This is a genomic window from Achromobacter sp. (assembly GCF_050285565.1).
Classification (GTDB): domain Bacteria; phylum Pseudomonadota; class Gammaproteobacteria; order Burkholderiales; family Burkholderiaceae_B; genus Achromobacter.
This window is the reverse complement of sequence record NZ_JBLZXG010000012.1, coordinates 1-26,092: the sequence shown is the minus strand read 5'-3', so window position 1 is coordinate 26,092 and position 26,092 is coordinate 1. Positions and strand designations below refer to the sequence as shown.

The 26,092-nt window shown below is 69.1% G+C and carries 23 protein-coding genes and 1 tRNA gene; 15 read left to right on the top strand and 9 right to left on the bottom strand.

Annotation, left to right across the window (positions count from 1 at the left end; all coding sequences use genetic code 11):
* Together ntrB and ACN6O8_RS22740 are read right to left on the bottom strand one after the other, a co-directional pair.
* Window positions 1–858: a nitrate ABC transporter permease gene (gene ntrB / locus ACN6O8_RS22745; protein ID WP_427993251.1), complete on the bottom strand. Its 858-nt coding sequence runs from the start codon at window positions 856–858 to the stop codon at window positions 1–3.
* Window positions 859–886: 28 nt separating this feature from the next.
* The gene (locus ACN6O8_RS22740; RefSeq protein ID WP_427993250.1) at window positions 887–2,185 is read right to left on the bottom strand and encodes a CmpA/NrtA family ABC transporter substrate-binding protein; all 1,299 of its coding nucleotides are present in this window, start codon (window positions 2,183–2,185) and stop codon (window positions 887–889) included.
* 614 nt (window positions 2,186–2,799) lie between these two features.
* On the opposite strand from ACN6O8_RS22740, the gene cysG reads away from it, so the two are divergent.
* Window positions 2,800–4,215, top strand: a complete 1,416-nt coding sequence (cysG, locus tag ACN6O8_RS22735) for a siroheme synthase CysG (protein ID WP_427993249.1) — start codon at window positions 2,800–2,802, stop codon at window positions 4,213–4,215.
* A 67-nt stretch (window positions 4,216–4,282) separates the two neighbouring features.
* Here cysG and upp read toward each other — a convergent pair whose 3' ends face one another.
* From upp to ACN6O8_RS22710, 5 genes are all read right to left on the bottom strand, one after another.
* Window positions 4,283–4,921, bottom strand: a complete 639-nt coding sequence (gene upp / locus ACN6O8_RS22730; protein WP_020926674.1) for a uracil phosphoribosyltransferase — start codon at window positions 4,919–4,921, stop codon at window positions 4,283–4,285.
* A 124-nt stretch (window positions 4,922–5,045) separates the two neighbouring features.
* The gene (gene dacB / locus ACN6O8_RS22725; protein WP_427993394.1) at window positions 5,046–6,494 is read right to left on the bottom strand and encodes a D-alanyl-D-alanine carboxypeptidase/D-alanyl-D-alanine endopeptidase; all 1,449 of its coding nucleotides are present in this window, start codon (window positions 6,492–6,494) and stop codon (window positions 5,046–5,048) included.
* A 114-nt stretch (window positions 6,495–6,608) separates the two neighbouring features.
* Complete coding sequence (locus ACN6O8_RS22720; protein WP_427993248.1) at window positions 6,609–7,760, bottom strand: ABC transporter substrate-binding protein; 1,152 nt, start codon at window positions 7,758–7,760, stop codon at window positions 6,609–6,611.
* Window positions 7,761–7,825: 65 nt separating this feature from the next.
* Complete coding sequence (locus ACN6O8_RS22715; protein ID WP_427993247.1) at window positions 7,826–8,329, bottom strand: flavin reductase family protein; 504 nt, start codon at window positions 8,327–8,329, stop codon at window positions 7,826–7,828.
* 23 nt (window positions 8,330–8,352) lie between these two features.
* The gene (locus ACN6O8_RS22710; RefSeq protein WP_427993246.1) at window positions 8,353–9,366 is read right to left on the bottom strand and encodes an LLM class flavin-dependent oxidoreductase; all 1,014 of its coding nucleotides are present in this window, start codon (window positions 9,364–9,366) and stop codon (window positions 8,353–8,355) included.
* A 105-nt stretch (window positions 9,367–9,471) separates the two neighbouring features.
* On the opposite strand from ACN6O8_RS22710, the gene ACN6O8_RS22705 reads away from it, so the two are divergent.
* The 8 genes from ACN6O8_RS22705 to ACN6O8_RS22670 all read left to right on the top strand — a co-directional run bounded on the left by ACN6O8_RS22705 (window position 9,472) and on the right by ACN6O8_RS22670 (window position 17,936).
* Entirely contained in the window at window positions 9,472–10,305 is an 834-nt protein-coding gene (locus ACN6O8_RS22705) for an IclR family transcriptional regulator (RefSeq protein ID WP_427993245.1), read from the top strand.
* Between the two features lie 253 nt (window positions 10,306–10,558).
* Entirely contained in the window at window positions 10,559–11,620 is a 1,062-nt protein-coding gene (gene queA / locus ACN6O8_RS22700; RefSeq protein ID WP_427993393.1) for a tRNA preQ1(34) S-adenosylmethionine ribosyltransferase-isomerase QueA, read from the top strand.
* Complete coding sequence (tgt, locus tag ACN6O8_RS22695) at window positions 11,617–12,753, top strand: tRNA guanosine(34) transglycosylase Tgt (protein WP_427993244.1); 1,137 nt, start codon at window positions 11,617–11,619, stop codon at window positions 12,751–12,753. Before queA ends, tgt begins: the two co-directional genes overlap by 4 nt.
* 317 nt (window positions 12,754–13,070) lie before the next feature.
* On the top strand, window positions 13,071–13,415 hold the full coding sequence (gene yajC, locus ACN6O8_RS22690) for a preprotein translocase subunit YajC (RefSeq protein ID WP_006386647.1): 345 nt from the start codon (window positions 13,071–13,073) through the stop codon (window positions 13,413–13,415).
* A 98-nt stretch (window positions 13,416–13,513) separates the two neighbouring features.
* A complete protein-coding gene (gene secD / locus ACN6O8_RS22685) occupies window positions 13,514–15,394 on the top strand; it encodes a protein translocase subunit SecD (RefSeq protein ID WP_427993243.1) in 1,881 nt (626 codons plus the stop codon).
* Window positions 15,395–15,445: 51 nt separating this feature from the next.
* Window positions 15,446–16,381, top strand: a complete 936-nt coding sequence (gene secF, locus ACN6O8_RS22680) for a protein translocase subunit SecF (RefSeq protein ID WP_427993242.1) — start codon at window positions 15,446–15,448, stop codon at window positions 16,379–16,381.
* Between the two features lie 129 nt (window positions 16,382–16,510).
* Window positions 16,511–17,188, top strand: a complete 678-nt coding sequence (locus ACN6O8_RS22675; protein ID WP_427993241.1) for a VOC family protein — start codon at window positions 16,511–16,513, stop codon at window positions 17,186–17,188.
* A gap of 28 nt (window positions 17,189–17,216) precedes the next feature.
* Window positions 17,217–17,936, top strand: a complete 720-nt coding sequence (locus ACN6O8_RS22670; RefSeq protein ID WP_427993240.1) for an alanyl-tRNA editing protein — start codon at window positions 17,217–17,219, stop codon at window positions 17,934–17,936.
* A gap of 90 nt (window positions 17,937–18,026) precedes the next feature.
* Here the strand turns inward: ACN6O8_RS22670 and ACN6O8_RS22665 are convergent, their stop codons facing one another.
* Window positions 18,027–18,788, bottom strand: coding sequence for a phosphatase PAP2 family protein (locus tag ACN6O8_RS22665; RefSeq protein ID WP_427993239.1), 762 nt, complete (start codon window positions 18,786–18,788; stop codon window positions 18,027–18,029).
* A 164-nt stretch (window positions 18,789–18,952) separates the two neighbouring features.
* Between ACN6O8_RS22665 and miaB the strand changes: the two genes are divergently transcribed.
* From miaB to lnt, 5 genes are all read left to right on the top strand, one after another.
* Window positions 18,953–20,386, top strand: coding sequence for a tRNA (N6-isopentenyl adenosine(37)-C2)-methylthiotransferase MiaB (gene miaB / locus ACN6O8_RS22660; RefSeq protein ID WP_427993238.1), 1,434 nt, complete (start codon window positions 18,953–18,955; stop codon window positions 20,384–20,386).
* Window positions 20,383–21,408: a PhoH family protein gene (locus ACN6O8_RS22655; protein WP_427993237.1), complete on the top strand. Its 1,026-nt coding sequence runs from the start codon at window positions 20,383–20,385 to the stop codon at window positions 21,406–21,408. The genes miaB and ACN6O8_RS22655 overlap by 4 nt, the downstream gene beginning before the upstream one ends.
* The gene (gene ybeY / locus ACN6O8_RS22650; RefSeq protein WP_427993236.1) at window positions 21,398–21,871 is read left to right on the top strand and encodes an rRNA maturation RNase YbeY; all 474 of its coding nucleotides are present in this window, start codon (window positions 21,398–21,400) and stop codon (window positions 21,869–21,871) included. The genes ACN6O8_RS22655 and ybeY overlap by 11 nt, the downstream gene beginning before the upstream one ends.
* Window positions 21,872–22,023: 152 nt before the next feature.
* On the top strand, window positions 22,024–22,914 hold the full coding sequence (locus tag ACN6O8_RS22645; RefSeq protein ID WP_427993235.1) for an HlyC/CorC family transporter: 891 nt from the start codon (window positions 22,024–22,026) through the stop codon (window positions 22,912–22,914).
* Window positions 22,911–24,542, top strand: coding sequence for an apolipoprotein N-acyltransferase (gene lnt, locus ACN6O8_RS22640; RefSeq protein WP_427993234.1), 1,632 nt, complete (start codon window positions 22,911–22,913; stop codon window positions 24,540–24,542). The genes ACN6O8_RS22645 and lnt overlap by 4 nt, the downstream gene beginning before the upstream one ends.
* Before the next feature lie 86 nt (window positions 24,543–24,628).
* On the opposite strand, the gene ACN6O8_RS22635 is transcribed toward lnt, so the two are convergent.
* Entirely contained in the window at window positions 24,629–25,681 is a 1,053-nt protein-coding gene (locus ACN6O8_RS22635; RefSeq protein WP_427993233.1) for an aldo/keto reductase, read from the bottom strand.
* A gap of 338 nt (window positions 25,682–26,019) precedes the next feature.
* Between ACN6O8_RS22635 and ACN6O8_RS22630 the strand changes: the two genes are divergently transcribed.
* A tRNA-Ala gene (locus tag ACN6O8_RS22630) sits at window positions 26,020–26,092 on the top strand.

Here is a 26,092-nt window from a genome sequence, read left to right as displayed (position 1 = left end):
CTACTCCTCGGTATAGGTGAAGCGGCGGGCCAGCGCGACCAGCAGCGTTTCCAGGATCAGCCCGACGATGCCGATCACGAAAATGGCGATGACGATGTGTTCGACCTTGAGGTTGTTCCACTCGTCCCACAGCCAGAAGCCGATGCCGGTGCCGCCGGTCAGCATCTCGGCCGCGACGATCACCAGCCAGGCGGTGCTGATCGACAACCGCACGCCGGTCAGCATGTAGGGCAGCACGGCCGGCAGCAGCACCTTGGTGGTCACTTTCCATTCCGACAGGTTCAGCACGCGCGCCACGTTCAGGTAGTCCTGCGGCACGCGCGACACGCCGACCGCCGTATTGATGATCATGGGCCAGATCGAACAGATGAAGATCGCCCAGATCGCCGCCGGGTTGGCGGCCTTGAACAGCAGCAGCCCCAGCGGCAGCCACGCCAGCGGCGACACCGGCCGCAGCAGGCTGACGATGGGCGAGAACATCGCCCGCACCGGCGCGTAGCGGCCGATGGCGAACCCCACCGGGATGCCCACCAGCGCCGCCAGGCCGAAGCCGCTGCCGACCCGCTGCAGCGAAGCCAGCAGGTTCCAGCCGATGCCCTTGTCGTTGGGGCCGTTGTCGTAAAACGGATCCGCGAACAGTTCCACCGCCGCACGCCAGGTCACCCCGGGCGTGGGGATCTCCGGGATACGCATGGCCACCACCTGCCACACCAGCACGAACAGCGCGAAACCGGCCACCGGGCCGACCACGGCGCGCAGCGCCGCTTCCAGCCGTTCGCGCCAGGCATCGGTCCAGGGCACGGCCCGCGCGGCCGCGGCGGCGGGCGCGGCGCGTTCCATATTCGTTACGGTAGACATCGCGAGTCTCTCCTATGCGTGGCGGCGCTCAGGCCTTGACCTTGAAAGCGTCGGCGTAGGCCGCCGGGTTGCTGCCATCCCAGACCACGCCGTCGACCAGCCTGGAACTGCGCATCTCGCTGGCGGGCACGGCGATGCCGGCGGCCTGCGCGGCCTGCTTGTAGATATCGATACGGTTGACTTGGCGCGCAACGGCCAGGTAGTCGGGATGGTTCTTGAGCAGGCCCCAGCGCTTGTGCTGCGTCAGGAACCACATGCCGTCGCTCAGGTAAGGGAAATTGGCCGCGCCGTCGCCCGAGAAGCGCATCGCGTGGGCATCGCTCCAGCGCTTGCCCAGGCCGTCGTCGTACTGGCCCAGCATGCGGTCGACGATGCCGCTGGCGTCGGTATTGACGTAGGACTTGGCCGCGATGGTCTCGGCGGTCTTGCGGCGGTTCTCGGGCGAAGCGTCGATCCACTTGCCGGCTTCCAGGATCGCGGCGGTGACGGCACGCGCGGTATTCGGGTTGCGCGCCACGAAGTCGGCGCTGGTGCCCAGCACCTTTTCGGGATGATCGGTCCAGATAGCCTGGGAGGTCACGGCGGTAAAGCCGATCTTGTCGAGAATGGCGCGCGCGCCCCACGGCTCGCCGACGCAGAAGCCGTCCATGTTGCCCACGCGCATATTGGCCACCATCTGCGGCGGCGGCACGGTGATGACCTTGGCGTCCTTCATCGGGTCGATGCCGTAGGCCGCCAGCCAGTAGTACAGCCACATGGCGTGGGTCCCCGTGGGGAAAGTCTGGGCGAACGCGTACTCGCGCTGCTCGGACGCCATCAGCTTGGCGAGCGACTCGCCATCGCGGGCCCCGGCCTGCAGCAGCTTGTTCGACAGGGTGATGGCCTGCCCGTTCTGATTCAGGCTCATCAGCACGGCCATGTCTTTTTTCGGGCCGCCCACGCCCATCTGCACGCCGTAGATCAGGCCGTACAGCACGTGAGCCATCTCCAGTTCGCCATTGATCAGCTTGTCGCGCACGGCCGCCCAGGAGGCTTCCTTGGACGGCGTGATGGTCACGCCGTATTTCTTGTCGATGCCCAGCACCGAGGCCATCACCACCGAGGCGCAGTCGGTCAAGGGAATGAAGCCGATCCTGACCTCGGTCTTCTCGGGCGCGTCGCTGCCGGCGGCCCAGGCGCCGGCGCGCACCAGCGGATCGACCAGCGACAACAGGCCAGCGCCCGCCAGCGCGCGCGCGGAGCCGGCCAGCCACTTGCGGCGGCTGGCGTCGGTGGTCGAATCCGGGCCCGCGACGGTGGCGGGAAGGCGGGGTTTCACTGGCGTCATACGAGGCTCCTGGCAAAAAAAAACGTCCCGCGCGCCCCGCGGGAATGCTCCCGTTGGCGCTGCGGAACGTCGTTGTTCCCTGCCGCGGATCGCGGCACTTGGCGTGGACGAAGCGCTCGGGCCCGCCCATGAACCGTTAAGCAATCGGCGTGCCAAGACCGCTGCCGCGCCCCTCTCGCTGGCCTCGCACCCGCGCGCCCATTGGCTTTGCGGCGGGCCGCGGGCTCGCGCGGGGCCGGGTCGGGTCCCCCAACCGGGGTCCGCCGGCGCGGCGGTCGATCCAACTTGGTGCGCGAACGGCTGCCGCGGCGCACCATCGGTGTGCGGACCGGGCCCATGGCGTGGCGCCCGGCGGCCCGGTTGCCCTCGCGGCGCTTTCCGCCCGCGCGCCGCGCCCCCGCCGCGCGCCCTGCCTTGCCCCGCCCCTGCGCGTGGGCATGGATCTTGCATGGCCTGCGCTGGCGCGACGCGCAACTACGCAAACACGCAAACACGCAAACGCGGCGCGCCAAATAAGTTATGGCTATATGGATTCAAGAAATCAGAAGTTGTGGGGATGAAACCCCGTCCCTATGATCGTTCGACCTTCTGCCGGGTGCGCCCGAGGCTGCGTAATGAAGCTTTTCCCGATTTTTGCCGATCTGAAAGACCGGCCCGTGCTGGTCGTGGGCGGTGGCGCGGTGGCCGAGCGCAAGACCCTCGCGCTGCTCGAGGCGCACGCCACGGTCGCCGTCGGCGCGCCCGCCCTGACCCCGGCCCTGGCCGCCCTGGTCACCGAGGGCCGCATCCGCCATCTGCCCGGCCCTTTCGATCCCGCCTGGCTCGACGGCGCCTGGCTGGCGGTGGCCGCCACGGATGACCGGAGCGTCAACGCCGCCGTCTCGGCCGCCGCCGCGGCCCGCCGTATTTTCAGCAATGTGGTGGACGACCCCGAACTGTCCTCGTTCCAGGTGCCTTCCATCGTCGACCGCTCGCCGCTGATCGTCGCCATCTCTTCGTCGGGGGTGGCGCCGGTGCTGGCGCGGCGCCTGCGCGAACGCATCGAATCGCTGTTCGACCACAGCCTGGGCCGCCTGGCCGCGCTGGCCGAGCGTTATCGCGCGCGCATCCGCGCCGGCCATCCCGACCTGGGCGCGCGGCGCCGCTTCTACGACTGGCTGCTGGACGGCCCGGTGGCCGGCCTGCTGCGCCAGCAACGGCCCGAGGCCGCCGCCGCCGCCCTGGAGGCGGCGCTGGCGCAACCGCTGACGCCGGCCGAAGGCAGCGTGGTGCTGGTGGGCGCCGGGCCCGGCGACGCGGGCCTGCTGACCCTGAAGGCGCTGCGCGCCTTGAACGAGGCCGACGTGATCCTGTACGACCGGCTGGTCAGCGACGAGGTCATGTCATTGGCACGCCGCGACGCCGAACGCGTATCGGTGGGCAAGCTGCCGGGCGAGGATCACCATGCCACCCAGGCGCGCATCCACGCCCTGCTGGTCGAGCACGCCCGCGCCGGTCGCCGCGTGGTGCGGCTCAAAGGCGGCGACGCCTTCATCTTCGGGCGCGGCGGCGAGGAACTGGAACACCTGCGCGCGCACGGCGTGCGCTACGAAGTCGTGCCCGGCATCACGGCGGCACTGGCCTGTGCCGCCTACGCCGGCATTCCGCTGACGCACCGCGAGCACGCGCAGTCGGTGCGGCTGGTGACGGCGCACTGCCGCGAGGACGAAGACAACCTCGACTGGCCGGCGCTGGCGCGCGAGCGGCAGACCTTGGCGTTCTACATGGGGGTCGGGCAACTGGAACTGCTGACGCAGCGGCTGATCCGCCACGGCCGCGCGCCGGACACGCCGTTCGCGCTGATCGAGAATGGCAGCCGGCCCGAGCAGCGGGTGCTGTCGGGTCCGCTGCGCGACCTGCCGCAACTGGCGCGGGCGCACGCCATCCGCTCGCCCGCCCTGCTGATCGTGGGCGAGGTGGCGGGACTGGCGCAATCGTTGCATTGGTTCGGCGAACACCTGGAAGGCGCGCCGCAACGGCTGGCGGCTTAGCGCCCGGCTGGCGCGACCGCTCACGGCCGCCGCCGGCATCGCCGGGCCTCGCCGCCCGCCGGGAAGGTCAATCGGTCTTCTGGGTCGTGCCGAAGATGCGGTCGCCGGCATCGCCCAGGCCCGGCATGATGTAGCCGTGCTCGTTCAGGCCATCGTCGATGGACGCGGTGTAGATGTGCACGTCCGGGTGCTTGGACAGCACCGCGTCGATGCCGACCGGCGCGGCCACCAGCACCAGCGCGCGGATTTCCTTGCAGCCGGCACGCTTGAGCAGGTCGATGGCGGCCACCATGGAGCCGCCGGTGGCCAGCATCGGGTCGACGATCAGCGCCAGGCGCTGATCCAGTTCGCCCACCAGGCGTTCCAGGTAGGTGTGGGCTTCCAGCGTCTCTTCATTGCGGGCCACGCCCACCACGCTCACCTTGGCGCCGGGAATCAGGCTGAGCACGCCGTCCAGCATGCCGATGCCGGCGCGCAGAATCGGCACCACCGTGACCTTCTTGCCGGCGATCTTCTCGACCTGCACCGGGCCGCACCAGCCTTCGACCGTGGCGGGCGCCAGCGGCAGATCCTTGGACGCTTCGTAGGTGAGCAGCGCGCCCACTTCCTGCGACAGTTCACGGAAGCTCTTGGTACTGAGGTCGGCGCGCCGCATGATCCCGAGCTTGTGGCGGATCAGCGGATGGCGGATTTCGTGCACGGGCATGTGCGTAAATCTCCAGAATTATTGATAGGCAGGGTTGGTTCGCCTCAGGCGCCGCCGCGAATGCGGCGCGCGCCTGGGAATCGTAATCGGTTTACCGGGTGGATGCAGGGGGCCGCGTCAACCTTTATTGTTCGGCCAGCCAGGCGATCAGGGCATCGTCGAAGGCCCGCACGGCGCCGGCCTGCTCATGATTGACGATGCTGACCACCACGTAGCGCTTGCCGCTGGCGCCAAGCACATAGCCGGCGATCGCGCGCACGTCGCGCAATGAGCCGGTTTTCAGGTGGGCCATGCCGAGCGTGCCTTCACCCTTGAGGCGACGCCGCACCGTGCCGTCGACGCCGGCGATGGCGAGGGACGAAATGTACTCGGGCATGACGGGGGAATTCCAGGCCAGGGTCAGCATCGACGCCAGGCTGTCGGCCGACACCCGCGCATCGCGCGACAGGCCGGCGCCGTTGTCGATCACCAGCTCCGGCATGTCCAGGCCCTGCCGGGCCAACAGATCCTTGGCCACGGTACCGCTGCTGGCCACCGTGGCGGGGCGGCGGCCGCGCTCGGCGCCCAGCGTCAGCAGCAGCGTGCGCGCCATGACGTTGTTGCTGCGCTTGTTGATCTGGCGGATCACTTCCGCCAGCGTCGGCGAATCGTGCGAGGCCAGCACCACGGCATCGCCCGGCACCATGCCGGCCCGCACCTGGCCCTTGAAGGTGCCGCCCAGTTCCTTCCACAGCAGGCGGAACAGCTCGGTGGCGTAGTCGGTCTGCGACAGCGCCAGCCGGTACAGGTCGAATTCGCCGCAGGAACCGGCCACCTTGCCGCTGACGCGCAGGGTCACGCCCTGCTGGGTGATCACCGGGTCGGTGTTGACGACGGGCGCGCCCGGGCAGCGGGCGTCGCTCCATTCGACCCGGCCCTCGATCTTCAGGCCGGGCAAGGGCGGGTCGATCAGCGGCACCCACTTGTTGGCGGCGGGGTCGGGGGTGAACAGGATGCGCACGGCGCCAAAGCCCACCATCAGGGCGTCGGGGCTGGCGTTGTAGGCTCGGTCGGGCGCGCCGTCGAAGGCGCCGGGGTCGATGGCGACCTGACCGAAGATGCTGCGGTCGATCACCAGGTCATTGATCTGCTTGACGCCGCGCAGGCGCAGTTCGCGCAGCAGCACCCACAGGTCCTGCATCAGGAATTGCGGATCGCCGCCGGCGCGCAGGTAGAGCGGCCCCGGCAGCACGCCCTTGGCATCGGGCCGGGCGCCCGGCTCGGTCATGAAAGCGGTGCGCCAGACATAATTGGGGCCCAGCTCGGACAGCGCCGCCCAGGTGGTGACCAGCTTCATCACCGAGGCCGGATTGCGCGCCTCCTTGGCGTTCAGGGCCGCCAGCCGCGGGCCGCCGACCTCCTGCACCACCAGCGACAGGGAGCTGTCCGGCAGCTTGCTGGCCTTCCAGGCGTTGACCACGCTGGGCGGCAGGCCCGGCACCTGGGCGCAGGCGGCGCCGGCGGCCAGGGCCAGCAGTCCACCGGCCAGCCATTGCCGCGGCCCGCCCACACGCTTTTTCCCTCGTCCCGTCATGCCCTGTCCACCCGGTTGCTCGTCCTGCAAAACCGTGAGCATACAAAACCTGGGACGGTTACGGGCGGCGGCGCCCGCCGAAAGCGCGCGCCGGCCGCCCCCGCCGGAGGGCGGCTACTGCAGTTTCCACTTGCCGCCGGCCACGGTGGCCATGACCAGCGCGCGCTCGTCCAGGCCGTTGTGGTCGGTCGGGCTCATGTTGACCACGCCGGTGGCGGTGGGCAGGTTCTTGACGTTTTCCAGGGCGTCGCGCAGCGCCGCGCGGAATTCCGGTGTGCCCGGCTTGGCCACTTTGAGCGCCGCCGGCACCGCCTGCTGCAACAACAGGCCGATATCCCAGGTATAGGCGGCGAACAGGGAAACGCTGCCCGCGCCGTTGGCGGCCTCGTACTTTTTGGCAAAGGCTTGGGCAGTGGCCTTGACCGGATGGCTGTCCGGCAGCAGATCCGCCACCATCACCGGCCCCACCGGCACCCAGGCGCCATCACAGGCCGCGCCGCAGACGCGCAGGAAGTCGTTGTTGGCCACGCCGTGGTTGAAATAGATCCTGCCCTTGAAACCGCGTTCGCGCAGCGCCCGGGCCGGCATCGCCGCCGGCGTGCCGGAGGCGCCCACCACCACCGCGTCCGGCGCGGCGCCGACCAGCTTGAGCGTCTGCGCCACCGCCGAGGTGTCGGCGGGCGCGAAGCTTTCCTTGCCGACGATCTCGATGCCGTGCTGATTGGCGGCTTTTTCCACTTCGACCCAGAAGGTCTCGCCCAGCGCATTGTTGAAACCGATGAAGGCCAGCTTCTTGACGCCGTTGGCGGCGGCGTGGCGGGCGATGCCCTCGGCCATCAGGGAATCGGAGTGCGGCGTCTTGAAGACCCAGCGACGCTTGTCGTCGACCGGATCGATCAGGCGCGCCGACGAGGCCAGCGTGATCACCGGGGTGGCGCCGCTGGCCACCGTGTCCAGCATCGCCATGGTGTTGGGGGTGGTGGACGAGCCGATGATGAGGTCGACCTGGTTTTCCGAGATCAGCTTGTGCGAATTGCTGACCGCGCGGGTGGTGTCCGAGGCATCGTCCAGCACCACGTATTCGACCTTGGCGCCGCCGATCTCGGCGGGCAGCAGGCTGATGGTGTTGCGTTCGGGGATGCCCAGCGAGGCCTGGGGACCGGTGGTGGACAGGGTGGCGCCGATCTTCACCTGCGCCAGCGCGGGCGCGGCGCCCGCGACCAGCAGGGCCGCCAACGCGGCCGTCAGAGTGCTACGAGGGGTCATGCGGTGTCTCCTTTGGGGCGCGGATATCGTTATGCGTCTGGCCGATCCGCTACGGCGTAAAAGCGTTATACGACGGGATCCTCCCGCTGTGGCAGGAAGGCGCCATCATGGAAAACCAGGGCGCCGCCATGCGCGTCGGGCGCATGCAGGCGCCGCACCGCGCCGATCAGGACGGCGTGGTCGCCTACCTCCAGCACCTGGTGGGTGGCGCACTCGAAGCGGGCGGCGCAGTCGTCGAACACGGGAATGCCGTCCTCGGTGGCGTACCAGTCCAGGCCGGCGTAGCGGTCGGCCACCGGCTGCGAGAACACCCGCGCCAGATCGCGTTGCCGCGCCCCCAGCACATGGATGGCGAAGCCGCCGCGGGTGGTGAAGTCGGCGTAGTGCATGCTGGCGCGGCGCAGGCTCCACAGCACCAGCGGCGGCTCCAGCGACACCGGCGCGAAGGAGTTGACCGTCAGGCCGATGGGGCCGTCGGCGCCGGCGGCGGTCACCACCGTGACGCCGGTGGCGTAGCGCCCCAGCGCCCGGCGCAGGCGGGCCGGACTGAGATCGAGGCTGGCGCTCATGGCGGCTCGCGCGTGCGCGCCGCTCAGGCCGGCAGCGCGCTGGCGGCGCGCACGCCGGACAGCGGCAGGGCCTCGGTCATGAGGCGCTGCATCGAATCGAGCACCCGCTCCTGCGGCATCAGGCCGAAGTTGTGCAGGCTCATGACGTGGTCCAGCCCCATGTCGGCCAGCCGCGCCAGCTTGTCGGCCACGGTGCGGGCCGAACCGAACAGCGACAGGCCGCTGCCGATGATGTCGTCGTAGACTTGCCTGCGCGCGTACAGGCGGGTTTCCACGTACAGGTCGAAGGCGCGGGCGGCGCGCTCGCGCGCCTGGGCGTCGGTCTCGGCCACGTGGGTGTGCAGCGCCACAGCGGCCATGCCGGCGGCGTTCTCGATGCCGGCCTCGGCCAGCCCGCGGCGGTAGTCCTGCATCATCAGGCCGATCTCTTCGAAGTTGTCCACCGCCGCGTACGGCACGAACAGCATGCGGCGGCCCTGGCGGCCGACGTGGTAGGCGGCCTCGCGGCGCAGGATCGCCACGTAAACGGGCACCGGCTGCTGCACCGGCTGCACGTTCAGGCGCACCTCGTGGATGCGGTTGTACTTGCCTTCGTGGCTGACGCGTTCGCCGGCCAGCAGGCGCTCGACCAGCATCAGATTCTCGTCGAAACGCTCGCGCTTGGTGACCGGATCGACGTCGTAACCCTCGAACTCATGCTTCAGGTAGCCCGAGCCCACGCCCAGCGACAGCCTGCCTTGCGAAAGCTGGTCCACCAGGGCATAGTTTTCGGCCACCGTCAGCGGGTTGTGGAAGGTCAGGATCGAGATCGCAGTGCCCAGCCGCAGCCGCGTCGTCTGCTGCGACAGCGCCGCCAGGAACACCGCCGGATTCGGCACCGCGCCATATTCGTGGAAGTGGTGCTCGGCCACCCAGAAGGTGTCATAGCCCAGTTGCTCGGCGCGGCGCGCCTGCTCCTGCACCTGGCCGTAGAGCTGGCCCAGGCTGCGCGGCTGGTCGGGGTAGTGGTCCTGCACCGAGAAGATGGACATCTTCATTGCTTGTCTCCGTCGTTGTCCGTCCGCGCGTGGGCGGATATTTGTCCGCCACGGCAGGTTCATGTATTTTTTAGTGATACACGTATTCTAATAAGAGACGAATTGATGTCAACAGAAAGCAGCACCGGGATTCAGTCCGCCGAAATCGCCCTGGACGTCCTGACCCGGCTGGCCGAACTGGGCGGCGCCGTGTCGGTGTCGGAACTGGGCCGCAGCCTGGACATGCCGCGTGCCAAGGCGCACCGTTACCTGGTATCGCTGGAGCGGCGCGGCTACGTCGAGCAGGACCCCGCCAGCGCCCGCTACCGGCTCGGGCCGCAGGCGCTGCATACCGGGCTGGCGGCGCTGGCCGAGGTGGATTTCGTCAAAGTCGCGGCCGGCTGCCTGGAAGACCTGAGCGCGGCCATCGGCCAGACTGTCTTCATCTCGGTCTGGGGCCAGCACGGCCCCACCATCGTCCAATGGCGCGACGCGCGGCTGCCGGTCACCGTCAACGTGCGCGTCGGCTCGGTGCTGCCGCTGCTCAACAGCGCCACCGGACGCGTCTTCGCCGCCTGGCTGTCGCAAGCGCTGGCGCTGCCGCGCGCCCTGGCCGAATGGGACACGGCGCGGCGCCAGGGCGCCGACCCCGTCCAACTGCTGGCGGATCCCGCCGCGCCAGGCGTGCCGCTCGATCCGGCCGATCCCGCCGCCGCCCTGCGGGCCCGCTGGCAGGCAACGCGCGACCGCGGCTACGCCTGCGTCAGCGGCCACCTGCTGCATGGCATCGACTCGGCCGCGTTGCCGGTGTTCGATGCCCAGGGGCAGTTGGCCGGCGCCATCACCGGCCTGGGGCTGCATGGCGGCTTCGACCTGGCGCCCGAGGGCGCGCCGCTGCGCGCGCTGACGGCCGCGGCCGCCGACTGCTCGCGCCGGCTCGGCTGGCGCGGCGCGCGTTGAAGGGCAACCGCCCCGTCCGCAGACGGCGCCCCACAAAAGCCTGCCTGCCGGCGCCCCGGCGCGGATGCGCCATGCCGCAGCGCCCTTCGCCCCCCGCCGAACCGGCGGCCGCGCCGCCGCGGCCGGCCTTTTCGCCAGCCCCTTTACAATAGCCAGTTGCCCAGAGCCGCCCCGACAGGTCCGGCTCGCTTTTTTGCCGCCCGCCTGGCCGGCGGCCCGGCGGCGGCCCACGCCGCGCCCGCCCCTGACTCCGATACCCGTGCAAGCCCTTACCGTTTCCGATTTCGACTACGAGCTGCCTCCCGAGCTCATCGCGCAGACGCCCGCCGCCCAGCGCACGGGCAGCCGCCTGCTGCATCTGGACGCCGCCAGCCACCTGCATGACCGCCAGTTCGCCGACCTGGAAGGCCTGCTGCGCCCCGGCGACCTGCTGGTGTTCAACGACACCCGCGTCATCAAGGCGCGCCTGGCCGGCCACAAGATCACCGGCGGCAAGGTCGAGGTGCTGGTCGAGCGCATCACCGACACCGACCGCGCCCTGGCGCACGTGCGCGCCAGCAAGTCGCCCGGCGCCGGCATGGTGCTGCGGCTGGCCGAGGCCTTCGACGCCACGGTGCTGGGCCGCGAGGGCGAGCTGTTCGACATCCGCTTCCCCGGCCCGGTGCTGGAATTGCTGGATGCCCACGGCGCCACGCCGCTGCCGCCCTACATCACCCACGCCGCCGATGCCGGCGACGACGACCGCTACCAGACCGTCTACGCGCGCGAACCGGGCGCCGTGGCGGCCCCGACCGCCGGCCTGCATTTCGACCAGCCCACCCTGGACCGCCTCGCGGCCAAGGGCGTGGAACGCGCCTTCGTCACCCTGCACGTGGGCGCCGGCACCTTCCAGCCGGTGCGCGTGGACAAGCTGGCCGACCACATCATGCACGCCGAATGGTTCACCGTGCCGCAGGCCGCGGTGGACGCCATCGCCGCCGCGCGCGCCCGTGGCGGCCGCGTCATCGCGGTCGGCACCACCAGCGTGCGCGCCCTGGAATCGGCCGCCGCCCAGACCGAGGGCCGCACCGCCCCCGGGCTGCCGCTGGCCGCCGCGCAAGGCGACACGCGCCTGTTCATCACCCCTGGCTACCAATACCGCGTCATCGACGCGCTGGTCACCAACTTCCACCTGCCCCAGTCGACCCTGCTGATGCTGGTGTCGGCGCTGGCCGGCGTCGAGCCGATCCGCCGCGCCTACGCCCACGCCGTGGCCCAGCGCTACCGCTTCTTCAGCTACGGCGACGCCATGTTCATCGAAGCCCCCGCCCCATGACCGAACTGAATTTCGAACTGCTCGCCACCGACGGCGGCGCCCGCCGCGGCCGCATCACGCTCAACCACGGCGTGGTGGAAACGCCCATCTTCATGCCCGTGGGCACCTATGGCAGCGTCAAGGCCATGATGCCGCACGAACTGAAGGACATCGGCGCGCAGATCGTGCTGGGCAACACCTTCCACCTGTGGCTGCGCCCGGGCACGGACATCATGGAAAAGCATGGCGGCCTGCATGGCTTCATGCAGTGGGACAAACCCATCCTGACCGACTCGGGCGGCTTCCAGGTGTTCAGCCTGCAGGGCATGCGCAAGATCACCGAGGAAGGCGTCAAGTTCGCCTCGCCCATCGACGGCGCGCGGCTGTTCCTGACGCCCGAGGAATCGATGCGCATCCAGCGCTCGCTGAACTCGGACATCGTCATGGTGTTCGACGAATGCACGCCCTACGAGATCGACGGCCGCCCCGCGACCGTCGAGGAAGCGGCCCGCTCGATGCGCATGTCGCTGCGCTGGGCGCGCCGCTCGCGCGAGGAATTCGACCGGCTGCAGAACCCCAACGCGCTGTTCGGCATCGTCCAGGGCGGCATGTACGAATCGCTGCGCGACGAATCGCTGGCCGGCCTGCAGGACATCGGCTTCCATGGCTACGCCATCGGCGGCCTGTCGGTGGGCGAGCCCAAGGAAGACATGATGCGCATCCTGGCGCACGTCACCCCCAAGCTGCCGGCCCAGGCGCCGCGCTACCTGATGGGCGTGGGCACGCCGGAAGACCTGGTCGAGGGCGTGAGCCGCGGCGTCGACATGTTCGACTGCGTCATGCCGACCCGCAACGCCCGCAACGGCTGGCTGTTCACCCGCTACGGCGACGTCAAGATCCGCAACGCCAAGTACCGCGACGACACCCGTCCGCTGGACCCGAGCTGCGCTTGCCACACCTGCGCCAACTTCTCGCGCGCCTACCTGCACCACCTGCAGCGCGCCAACGAGATCACCGGCGCGCGCCTGAACACGCTGCACAACCTGCACTTCTACCTGACCATCATGAAGGAAATGCGCGAGGCCATCGCCGAGGGCCGCTTCGACGCCTGGCGCGCGCAATTCGCGGCAGATCGGGCGCGCGGGGTGGAGTAGCGGGGCGCGGCGCCAGCCAACCTAGTGAAAACCACGAGACCGCCGGGGGCTATTTATTTGAGAATCCGCCCCCATCACTGCGCACAGGCCGAACGCTACGCAAGAACAGCCACCCGCCGCCGGGCCGCCCCAAGGCGGGGCAGCCCCCTCGGGGGGCAGCCAGCGCACGACGTGCGCGCGGCGTGGGGGCCCTTAAACCTCGCTACAATAGTCGGCTTGCCCTATCCATGGCTCGCGCGGGGATGGGCGCAGAACAAGATCGGCGACAGCACGATACAAACAAACAAACCCAAACAGACCAAACGCAGGAGAATTACATGTCCGCTATCGATACCGCCAGCCTCGTCGTGGCCCAGGCCGCCGCCCCCGAAGGCAATGCGCTGATGGGCATGCTGCCCATCATCCTGATGTTCGTGATCCTCTATTTCCTGATGATCCGTCCCCAGATGAAGCGCCAGAAGGAACACCGCAACCTGATCGCCGCCCTGGCCAAGGGCGACGAAGTCGTCACCGCCGGCGGCATGCTGGGCAAGGTCACCAAGGTGAACGACAGCTACGTTACCGTCGAAGTCTCGGAACTGGCCGACAAGCCGGTCGAGATCATCATGCAGAAGTCGTCGGTCTCGACCGTTCTGCCCAAGGGAACCATCAAGGCCCTGTAAGCGTCCCATGGGAGCGCCGCCGCCGGGCCCCGGGTCCGACGGCAGCCGCCCCGCCGCCCGGGCGGCCTTTTCTCCACTCTTACATGACGTAGCCGGCAATGAACCGCTATCCCCTCTGGAAGTACATTACGGTCCTGATCGCGGTCCTTATCGGCCTGCTGTATACGCTTCCCAATTTCTACGGCGAGTCCCCCGCCGTCCAGGTCTCCAGCGCCAAGGCCACCATCAAGGTGGATCCGGCCATGCTGAGCCGGGTCGAGCAGATCCTGACCGACGCCAAGATCCCCAATGAAGGGGTCTACTACGAACAGAACGGCACGCTCGGCACCGTGCGCGCCCGTTTCACCTCGACCGACCTGCAATTGCAGGCGCGCGACCTGATCGACAAATCCCTCAATACCGTGCCGGGCGACCCGCACTACACCGTGGCACTGAACCTGCTGCCGGCCTCGCCCACCTGGATGCGCGCGATGGGCTGGTTCGCGCCCAAGCCCATGTACCTGGGCCTGGATCTGCGCGGCGGCGTGCACTTCCTGCTGCAAGTGGACATGCAGGGCGCCCTGACCGCCCGCTACGACTCGCTGGCCGCCGACGTGCGCTCGGTGCTGCGCGACCAGAAAGTCAACGTGGCTGGCGTCGAGCGCTCGGGCATGAGCGTGGCCGCCACCTTCGCCAGCGCGCAGGACCGCGACCGCGCCATTTCGACGCTGCGCAGCCGCCTGCCCGACCTGGAATTCACCGAAAGCGAGGAAAACGGCAAGCTGCTGCTGCTGGGCGCGCTGAACCCGGCCGCGGTCACCCGCGTGCAGGACTCGGCCCTCAAGCAGAACATCAATACCCTGCACAACCGGATCAACGAACTGGGCGTGGCCGAACCGGTCATCCAGCAACAGGGTTCGGACCGCATCGTGGTGCAACTGCCCGGCGTGCAGGACGTGGCCAAGGCCAAGGAACTACTGGGCCGCACCGCCACCCTCGAAATCCGCATGGTCGACGACTCGCCCGCCGCGCAGGCCGCGCTGCTGGGCGGCACCGTGCCGTTCGGCCTGGAGCGCTATTCCGACCGCGACGGCCGCCCGATCCTGGTGCGCCGCCAGGTGGTCCTGACCGGTGAAAACCTGCAGGACGCCCAACCCGGCCGCGATTCGCAGACCCAGCAGGCCGCCGTCCACCTGACGCTGGACTCCAAGGGCGCCCGCATCTTCCGCGACGTCACCCGCGACAACATCGGCAAGCGCATGGCCATCCTGCTGTTCGAAAACGGCAAGGGCGAAGTGGTCACGGCCCCGGTCATCCGCAGCGAAATCGCCGGCGGCCAGGTGCAGATTTCGGGCAGCATGAGCTCCGAGGAAGCCGCCGACACCGCGCTGCTGCTGCGCGCCGGCGCGCTGGCCGCGCCCATGTCGATCATCGAGGAACGCACCATCGGCCCGAGCCTGGGCGCCGACAACATCTCGAAGGGCTTCCATTCGACGCTGTACGGCTTCCTGGCGATCGCCGTCTTCATCATCATCTACTACCACCTGTTCGGCGTGTTTTCGACCGTCGGCCTGACCCTGAACGTGCTGCTGCTGCTGGCCCTGCTGTCGATGCTGCAGGCCACGCTGACACTGCCGGGCATCGCGGCCATCGCGCTGACACTGGGCATGGCGATCGACTCGAACGTGCTGATCAACGAGCGGATACGGGAAGAACTGCGCAACGGGGCGACGCCGCAACAAGCCATCCACCAAGGCTTCGAGCGCGCCTGGGGCACGATTCTCGACTCCAACCTCACCACGCTGATTGTCGGCCTGGCCCTGCTGGCATTCGGTTCCGGCCCGATCCGCGGCTTCGCGGTAGTCCATTGCCTGGGCATCCTGACCTCGATGTTCTCGTCGGTCGTGGGCGTGCGCGCGCTGGCCAACCTCTGGTACGGCCGCAAGAAGAAGCTCACGTCGATCTCCATCGGCGAAGTCTGGAAGCCGAAGACCAACTGAACATGGATGCGGGCGGCCACGCCGCCCGCCGCCGACTAGCCAGGGCAAAACATGGAATTTTTCCGGATTCACCGCACCATCCCGTTCATGCGCCACGCGCTGGTGCTGAACATCATCAGCCTCGTCACCTTCGTGGCGGCGGTCTTCTTCATCCTCACGCGCGGCTTTCACCTGTCGATCGAATTCACCGGCGGCACGGTCATGGAAGTCAACTACGCCCAGACGGCGCAGCTCGAAAGCGTGCGCGGCGTGGTCTCGAGGCTCGGCTACACCGACTTCCAGGTGCAGAACTTCGGCACCTCGCACGACGTCATGATCCGGCTGCCCCTGCAGGAAGGCCAGACGTCGGCCACCCAGAGCGAGACCGTCATGGCCGCCCTGAAGGCCGCCGACCAGGGCGTGGAACTGCGCCGCGTCGAGTTCGTCGGCCCGCAGGTGGGCCAGGAACTGCTGCACAACGGGCTGATGGCCCTGCTGGTGGTGGTCATCGGCATCATGGTCTACCTGGGCTTTCGCTTCGAATGGAAGTTCGCCGTGGCCGGCGTGATCGCCAACCTGCACGACGTGGTCATCATCCTGGGCTTCTTCGCCTTCTTCCAGTGGGAGTTCTCGCTGTCGGTGCTGGCGGGCGTGCTGGCGGTGCTGGGCTACTCCGTGAACGAATCCGTGGTCATCATGGACCGGATCCGCGAGAACTTCCGCAAGTACCGCAAGGCGGACGTGCACGAAGTCATCAACAGCGCGATCACCCAGACCATCTCGCGCACCATCATCACCCACGGCTCGACCCAGATGATGGTGCTGGCCATGCTGTTCTTCGGCGGCCCCACCCTGCACTACTTCGCCATGGCCCTGACCATCGGCATCTGGTTCGGCATCTACTCGTCGGTGTTCGTCGCCGCCGCGCTGGCCATGTGGATGGGCGTCAAGCGCGAAGACCTGGTCAAGCCGGTCAAGAAGGAAGGCGAGGAAGGCGAAGTCGCCTGAACCGTTTCCCTTTTTTTGGAAAACCCGCCGCGTGGCGGGTTTTTTTATGCGTGGCAAGGCCACTGTACAGACGCCCCGCCCACCCGCTGTACGGGTACGGCCGTCCCCTTATTCGCTACCATAGGCCTCATGAAACTCGCTCTCGATCATCTCGTCGTCGCCGCCGCGGACCTGGACAGCGGCGCGCGCCACGTGGCCGACCTGCTGGGCATCGCGCCGGCCGGCGGCGGCGCGCATCCGCGCATGGGCACCCACAACCGCGTGCTGGGCATGGCCGGCGGCGTGTACCTGGAGGTGATCGCCATCGATCCGGACGCGCCGGCGCCGCAGCGGCCGCGCTGGTTCGGGCTGGACCAGCCGGCCATGCGGGCGCGCCTGGCCGAAGGGCCGTTCCTGGCGCACTGGGCGGCCCGCGTCACGGCCCCCGATGACCTGAGCGCATGGCAGGCGCGCCACCCTGAGCGCATCGCGCCCGCCATCCCCATGACCCGCGGCGACCTGCGCTGGCGCCTTACCGTGCCCGCCGACGGCAGCCTGCCGGCCTGGCGCGAAGGCGGCCAAGCAGCCGGCGACGGCCTGCTGCCGACGCTGATCCAGTGGGATGTGGACGCCTATCCCGGCGTCAGTCTGCCGCCCCAACCGCTGACCCTGGCGGCGCTGGCCGGCAGCCATCCGCGCGCGGCGCTGCTGCGCCAGGGACTGGCGTGGCTGGGGGCAGGCCACCTCATCAGCGTCGAGCAGGCGGACGGCCCGCCGCGCCTGCGCGCCACCATCGACACCCCGCAGGGCATCAGAACCCTGGCCTGACACCGACAACGACACGGAGACTTCCCCCATGAGCGTGACCCGCAAGCGCTTCGACGACGCGCCCTATGAACGGCAGTGCGACGCCACCGTCATCGCCGTCGGCGCCGACGGCGTCGAACTGGACCAGACCGTCTGCTACGCCCGCAGCGGCGGCCAGGCCGGCGACAGCGGCACGCTGACGCTGGCCGACGGCCGCGTGCTGGCGCTGGCCGACACGGTCTACGCCGACGACCGCCGCCGCATCGTGCACGTGCTGGCCGAAGGCGCGGCCGCGCCCCAGGTCGGCGCGCGCGTCACCGTGGCCATCGACTGGCCGCGCCGCCACCGGCTGATGCGCCTGCATACCTGTCTGCATCTGCTCGGGGCGCTGGTGCCCGCGCCCGTCACCGGCTGCAGCATCTCGCCCGATTCGGCGCGCATCGACTTCGATCTGCCCGAGTCAACGCTGGACAAGACCGACCTGACCGAGCGCCTGAACGCGCTGATCGCGGCCGCCACCGACGTCAGCGTCAACGCCATCACGCCCGAGGAACTGGCGGCGCAGCCGGACCTGGTGCGCACCATCGGCGCGGCGCCGCCGGCCGGCGCCGAGCGCATCCGCATCATCGAGATTCCCGGCGTGGACCGCCAGCCCTGCGGCGGCACGCACGTGGCCAACACCCGCGAAATCGGCCCGGTGATCATCACCAAGATCGAAAAGAAAAGCCGCAGCAACCGGCGCGTGGTGGTGGCGTTCGCGCCGGCCTGATCCTCGCTTGCCCGCCATCGGCGTGGCGGACGCCCGCCAAACGAAAGGCCGCCATGAAGGCGGCCTCGTTGACCGGCAAGCGCAGCCCGCTCAGCCCTTTTGCCACCAGCGCCACGGCCCGCGCAGCGGCCACTGATACTTGCTACAGAGCACCCGCGGCGCCAGCAGATGGCCGACCGCGATGGCGATGGCGGCGGCGGTGAGCACGTCGGACAGATAATGATCCAGGTTGACCAGGCGGCTGGCGGCGACCAGCGCGGCCAATGCCAGGAAGGCCCAGCGCCAGCGCGGCGCCAGGATACCCAGCACCACCGCCACCGCGAACGCGGCATAGGTGTGGCTGGACGGGAAGGAATTGAACTGGTTGGCGCGCGAGAACGATTCGCCCAAGCCGTAGATGCCCTTCTCGAAGAACAGTTCGGGGCGCGCCCGCGCCACCGAGCGCTTGAGCGCCAGCACCACCAGCCCGCCCACCGCCATGGTCGACAGCATCAGCAGGCTGCCGCGCGCCATGCTGGCGTAGCTCATGCGCACCGGATTGCGCCAGCCGCGCGCCAGGCCCGCCAGACCGATGATGTAGAACGCCAGCGCCACGCCGATGTAGCGGCCGCTTTCGCCCAATTCACCGATCCATTCGAACGACGTGTTGACGCCGTCGCTGACCGACTGCCGGATCCAGATCGCCAAGGGCAGGTCGACCCAGCGCGCACAGACCGCCGCCAGCACCGCCACCGCGACGCCAGCCAGCAGCCAGGCGCGGATCGACAGCGGGTTGCGGAATTCGTCCGGTGCGATGCGCGCGCGGCCGGGGGCCAGCGCGGCTGCCGGCGGAAGGGAGGGATTCGTCGTCATCGGACCGGTCGCGTAGGGATAATTGTTCTCGGAAAGGAATCGGCGAGGGCCAACTATCGTAACTCTGCATTGCATATCGATGAAGGAAATTTGCTGCAAGGGGTAAAATTCCGCTTTTCCTTTCTCCCCAGCCCCCGGGATCTACACCCGTCACGGCGACCGACATGCAAGAAACCTCCCTGAAGCGCGTGCCGCACGCGCAAGACGGCGCCGCCGCCGTCCCCCCCGCCCCCGCCACCGGCGCCCCCCGCAAGCTGTACATCCGCACCTTTGGCTGCCAGATGAACGAGTACGACTCGGACAAGATGGCCGACGTGCTGCGCGGCGACCAGGGGCTGGAACTGACCGACAACCCGGAAGAGGCCGACGTCATCCTGTTCAACACCTGTTCGGTACGCGAAAAGGCCCAGGAAAAGGTCTTCTCCGACCTGGGCCGCGTCCAGCACCTGAAAAAGGCCAACCCGAACCTGGTGATCGGCGTGGGGGGCTGTGTCGCCAGCCAGGAAGGCGAGGCCATCGTCAAGCGCGCGCCTTACGTGGACGTGGTGTTCGGCCCGCAAACCCTGCACCGCCTGCCGGACCTGATCCAGCGCCGCCGCGCCGAGGGCCGCTCGCAGGTCGACATCAGCTTCCCGGAGATCGAGAAGTTCGACAACATGCCGCCCCCGCGCGTGGACGGCGCCACCGCCTTCGTCTCGATCATGGAAGGCTGTAGCAAGTACTGCAGCTTCTGTGTCGTGCCCTACACGCGCGGCGAGGAAGTCTCGCGGCCGTTCGACGACGTGCTGGTCGAAGTGGCCGACCTGGCCGACCAGGGCGTCAAGGAAGTCACCCTGCTGGGCCAGAACGTCAACGCCTACCGCGGCCGCATGGGCGACAGCGGCGAAATCGCCGATTTCGCCATGCTGCTGGAATACGTGCACGAGATCCCCGGCATCGAGCGCATCCGCTACACCACCTCGCACCCCAAGGAAATGACCCAGCGCATGGTGGACGCCTACGCCCGCCTGCCCAAGCTGGTGTCGTTCCTGCACCTGCCGGTGCAGGCCGGCAGCGACCGCGTGCTGGCGGCGATGAAGCGCGGCTACACCACCCTGGAATTCAAGTCGGTGGTGCGCCGCCTGCGCGCCGCCCGCCCCAACCTGACGCTGTCGTCCGACTTCATCGTCGGCTTTCCCGGCGAAACCGAGGAAGACTTCGAAAAGACCATGAAGCTGATCGAGGACGTCGGCTTCGACACCTCGTTCTCGTTCGTCTACTCGCGCCGCCCCGGCACGCCGGCCGCCGACCTGCACGACGACACCCCGCAGGACGTCAAGCTGCGCCGCCTGCAGCGCCTGCAGGCGCTGATCAACGAGCAGGCCGCCGCCATCGCCCGCAACATGATCGGCACCCGCCAGCGCCTGCTGGTCGAAGGCCCCTCGCGGCGCGACCCGAACGAGCTGATGGGCCGCACCGAGAACAACCGCATCGTCAACTTCGCCGCGCCCGCGCGGCTCATCGGACAGATGGTCGACGTCATCATCACCGACGCGCACACCAATTCGCTGCGCGCCCGGGTGGCCGACATCGACCGCGACTCCCAAGAGGCCGAATGACCACTTCCCGCCCCCGCGCCCGCCGCCCCCTGCCCGCCGTCGTCGTCCTGGACGGCGACAACACCCACCTGGCCAATCTGTGCGGCCCGCTGGACGAGAACCTGCGCCAACTGGCCGACGGCATGGGCGTGAAGCTCGCGCGCCGCGGCAGCCGCGTCACCATCGAAGGCGAACGGGCGGAGCTGGCCGGACGCGTGCTGCGCCGCTTCCATGAACAGGCCGTGCACCGCGCCCTGTCGGTCGACGACATCCAGCTGGGACTGGTCGAGATCGGCATCGGCCGCCAGGAAGACAAGCTGCAGCAAGCGCCCGCCCGCGAGGCCGAGCCGTTGCCGGCGCTGGACGACGACAGCGACGCCATCGCCCTGCGCACCAAGCGCAGCGACCTGCGGCCGCGCACCCCGCGCCAGCGCGACTACCTGAACAACATCCTCAAGCATGACATCACTTTCGGCGTGGGCCCGGCCGGCACCGGCAAGACCTGGCTGGCGGTGGCTTGCGCCATCGACGCGATGGAGCGCGACACGGTGCAGCGCCTGGTGCTGACGCGCCCGGCGGTCGAGGCCGGCGAGCGGCTCGGCTTTCTGCCCGGCGACCTGGCGCAGAAGGTCGACCCGTACCTGCGCCCGCTGTATGACGCCCTGTACGACCTGATGGGCTTCGAGAAGGTGCAACGCCTGTTCGAGAAGCAGACCATCGAGATCGCCCCCTTGGCCTACATGCGCGGCCGCACGCTGAACCACGCCTTCGTCATCCTGGACGAAGCGCAGAACACCACGCCGGAACAGATGAAGATGTTCCTGACGCGCATCGGCTTCGGCAGCAAGGCCGTCATCACCGGCGACCCCTCGCAGGTGGATCTGCCGCGCGGCCAGGAAAGCGGCCTGGCGCACGCCGTCAAAGTGCTGCACGAGGTGCAGGGCATCGCCACCACCCGCTTCACCAGCCGCGACGTGGTGCGCCATCCGCTGGTGGCGCGCATCGTCGATGCCTACGACCGGGCCGCCGAAAATGACGCCTGATCTGTCCCTTTCCGTCCAGTACGGGGTCGAGGAACCCCGCCTGCCGCGCTGGCGGCTGCGCCGCTGGGCCGAGCGGGCGTTGGCCGCCGCGGCCGAGGACGGGCTGGTGGACTTCAGCGCCGCCGAACTCAGCCTGCGCCTGGTGGGCGCGGCCGAAGGGCGCCGCCTGAACCGCGATTTCCGCCAGCGCGACTACGCCACCAACGTGCTGACGTTCGAGTACGGCGTCGACCCGCAGGGCGTGGCGCGCGGCGACATCGTGATGTGCGTGCCGGTACTGGTGCGCGAGGCGCGCGAACAGCGCAAGGCGCTGCTCGACCACGCCGCCCACCTGACCCTGCACGGCGTGCTGCACGCGCTTGGCTACGACCACATCAAGGCCCGCGACGCGCGCCGCATGGAGGGCCTGGAGACCGCCACGCTGGCGCGCATGGGCATCGCCGACCCGTATCAGGCGGCCTGAAACCGCCCTGGGGTCAACCCTGAGCAATCGACGCGAAATGGCGGCCTGCAAGGCGCAGATCGCGTCGGTTGGCCCCATTTTCACGGGCCGCGTTACAAATTGCGCGCCAGATTCGGTTATGCTGGCCCCTCCATAACTTGTCCTCCCGGACGATGTCTGACCCTTATCCTGCCCCCGAAGCGAATCCCTCTCGCTCATCCAAACCCGCCACCAAATCCCTTCTAGACCGCCTGCTTTCCCTCGTGCGCCGCGAGCCCGAGGACCGCGAAGGCATCAAGGCCATCCTGGAAGCCGCGCACGACCGCGACCTGCTGGACGCGGAGTCCTACAAGATGATCAAGGGCGCGCTGGCCGTGTCCGAAGGCACCGTCGGCGACATCATGGTGCCGCGCTCGCGCATGGATCTGCTCGACGTCACGCAGCCCATCCCCTACCTGGTGGCCTCGGTGATCGAGACCGCCCATTCGCGCTTCCCCGTCTACGAAGGCGACCGCGACAACATCATCGGCATCCTGCTGGCCAAGGACCTCTTGCGCTGCATGCTCGAACCCAATATCGAGGTGCGCTCGCTGGTGCGCCCGGCCGTGTTCATTCCCGAATCCAAGCGCCTGAACGTGCTGCTGCACGAATTCCGCGCCAGCCGCAACCACCAGGCCATCGTCATCGACGAGCACGGCGGCATCTCCGGGCTGGTGACCATGGAAGACGTGCTGGAACAGATCGTCGGCGACATCGAAGACGAATTCGATGAAACCGAGGAAGACTCGATCTTCCCCGAAGGCGAAAACCAGTGGCGCGTGCTGGCCGCCACCGACATCTCGCACTTCAACGACGTGTTCGGCTGCCGATTGCCCGACGACGAGTACGACAGCGTCGGCGGTTGGATGGGCGGCCAGTTGGGCCGCATCCCGCGTCGCGGCGACGTCGCCGAATTCGACGGACTGAAACTGGAGGTGGCGCGTGGCGACGCGCGCCGCGCCATCTGGCTGCGCGTCAAGCGCGTGGCGCCGTCCCGCGGCATCTCGGCCGACGCCGACGCATGAGCCGCGCCGCCCGCGGTCCCGCGCTGTTGGGCGCGGCCGGCCTGACGCTGGCCGGCGCCATCCACGCCCTCGCCTTCGCCCCCGGCCCGCTGCCGGACTGGGCCCTGGCGATCACCCAGATCCTGGCGCTGGCCGTGGCCGCCCGCGTCACGCTGTACGCGCCCTCGGCGCGCCAGGCCTGGCTGCGCGGCTGGCTGTTCAGCTTCGCCACCTACGCGCTGGGGCTGTATTGGATCTTCATCAGCCTGCACCGCTACGGCGACCTGGCCGCGCCGCTGGCCGTGGCGGCGGTGCTGGCGCTGTCGGCCTTCCTGGCGCTGTTCCCGGCCACGGCCGGCGCGCTGGCGCGGCGCTACGCCCCCCTGGACGCGGACTCGGCGCCGCGGCGGGTACTGGCCGGCACGCTGGCCTGGGGCGCGCTGTGGGCTGGCTTCGAATGGATCCGCGCGGTGCTGCTGACCGGCTTCCCGTGGCTCAATATCGGCTACGCGCAGGTCGACAGTCCCATCGCCGGCTGGGCGCCGCTGCTGGGCGTGCACGGCATGGCGCTGCTGTCGGCCTTCGCCGCCGCCACCATCGCCAGCCTGTGGCGCCCGGCGGGCCTCCAGAAGCAGCCGCGCGACGGCCGCCGCGCGCTGGCCGCCGGCGTGGCGTTGGCGCTGGCCGCCGCCGGCTGGCCGCTGTCGCGCATCGACTGGTCCGCCCCCAGCGGCGAGGCGCTGAACGTGCGGCTGGTCCAGGGCAACATCGAACAATCGCAGAAATTCGACCCGGCGCTGCTGGACCAGAGCCTACGCCGCCACCTCGAACTGGCGGCCCTGCCGCCGGCACCGGGCGTGCCGCCGCCGCAAATGTTGATCCTGCCGGAAACCGTGCTGCCGATCTTCCAGAACCAGCTCGATCCCCGCGTGTGGGACGTCTGGCGCCAGGTGGCGGCGCGGCAGAACGCCGTGATCGCCATGGGCGTGCCGATCCACGACGTGCGCGACGGGCGCGAGCGCTATACCAACAGCGTCATGGGTTTCGACGGCCAGACGCCGCTGGAGCAGTTGACCGGCGGCAGCACCCCCATGCGCTACGACAAGCGCCACCTGGTGCCGTGGGGCGAATACGTGCCGCCGGGCTTCCACTGGTTCGTCGACATGCTCAACATCCCGCTGGGCGATTTCGACCGCGGTCCCGCGCGCCAGACGCCGTTCGCGGTGGGCGGCCAGCACATTGCCTTCAACATCTGCTACGAAGACCTGTTCGGCCCCGACCTGCTGCCGGCGCTGCAACCCGGCGCCAATGGCGAGCCGGGGGCCACCATCCTGGTCAACGTCAGCAACCTGGGCTGGTTCGGCGATACCTGGGCCTTGCGCCAGCACTTGCAGATCGGGCGCCTGCGCACGATCGAAACCGCGCGCCCCATGCTGACCGCCACCAACACCGGCATCACCGCCGCCATCGACGCCAAGGGCCACGTGGCGGCCCAGCTAGCGCCGTTGCAGCCGGGGGTGCTGCCGGTCTCGGTGCAGGGCATGACCGGCCTGACACCCTACGCCCGCTTCGGCGACAAATCGGCGCTGGCCTTGATCGGCCTGACCCTCATCGCCGCCTTCGGCGCCGGCCGCGCGCGCCGTCCCTGAGGCGCGGCCGGGCCATGGCACGCGCGGGCCGTCCCCGGTCGTGCCTGCCGCGCCCCCGTTGCCCGGCCGGTCGTTTCCGGCCGTGCTCAGCGCAACAGGTCGGGCAGCGCGCCGCTGTCATCGACCGGGCGCAGCGGGCCGGCGCCCGCCCCGGTAAGTTCGATCGCCGCCGCGATCCGCGCCATGTCGTCGTCGTCCAGTTCCAGTTCCGCCGCGCCCAGCACCCCGTCGACCTGACCCGCGTTGCGCATGCCGACGATGGCGCCGGTGACGCCCGGCCACGCCAGCGTCCAGGCGATGGCCACGGCCGCCTGGGTGGTGCCGTGGCGTTCGGCGATGGGCTTGAGCGCTTCGGCCAATGCCAGGTTGCGCGCCAGGTTGGGCGCCTGGAATTCAGCGTTGCGTGAGCGCCAGTCATCAGCCGGCAGGGCCTGGGCGCGCTCGGCGGAAAAACCGCCGCTGAGCAGGCCCGACTGCATCGGGCTATAGACGATGACGCCGGTGCCGTTCTGCGCGCACCACGGAATCAGGTCAAGGGCCGCGCCGCGCTGGATCGCCGAGAACGGCGGCTGCAGGCAATCCACATGGCCGAGCGCCTCGGCATCCTGCAACTGCGCCAGGTTATGGTTCGACAGCCCCACCGCGCGCACCTTGCCTTCTTGCTTCAGGTCGAGCAGTTCCTGCCAATAGGCTTCGAGCGGCGTGCCGTCGCCGGCCGGCCAATGCATCTGGTAGAGGTCGATGCGCTCCACGCCCAGGCGCCGCAACGAACCCTCGATTTCGCGACGGATGCTGGCCGGCGCGCCATTGCGCCGCGGCGTCGCCCGCGGCTGGTCGGCGGACCAGGTCAGGCCGCATTTGGTGAAGACATAGGGCCGGTCGCCTGGGCTCATCTGCGCCAGCGCGCGCCCCACCACTTCCTCGGCATGCCCCAGCCCGTAGACGGCGGCGGTGTCGATCCAGTTGATGCCGCGGTCCACCGCCAGGCGGATCGCGGCGATCGAGTCGTGGTCATCCTGCGGGCCCCAGCCCAGGGCCCAGGCGTTGCCGCCCATGGCCCAGGCGCCCAGCCCGATGCGCGTGATGGACATGTCGCTGCGCCCCAACGAACGCGTGGGAAAAGAAGTCTTGGTGCTCATGCGGAAAATCTCCTGCCGGCCAGGCCATCGCGGGACACCGCGCGCGTGCCGACACTCCTCTCACGATAGCACTCACGCACGCGGCGCTTGCCCTGCCGCCCGCCCGCGTCGGCCTCCCCCTCGCGGCCCAGGCTCCCCGCGCATATGTCCCCTTGAAAACGACATCCGCGCAACTTTTTCATTTTTTGCATTCGATCGACTTGCACGCCGAAATTAGTTCGTGCATAATCTCGTTTCTTCGCCAACGGCACTAAACAAAACCGGCAACGAGATACGAATCGACGAACACGAAAGTGCTCGAAAATGCGTAAAACGGAGCAGGAGTTGATTAGAAGAACGGGGGTATAGCTCAGCTGGGAGAGCGCTTGCATGGCATGCAAGAGGTCAGCGGTTCGATCCCGCTTACCTCCA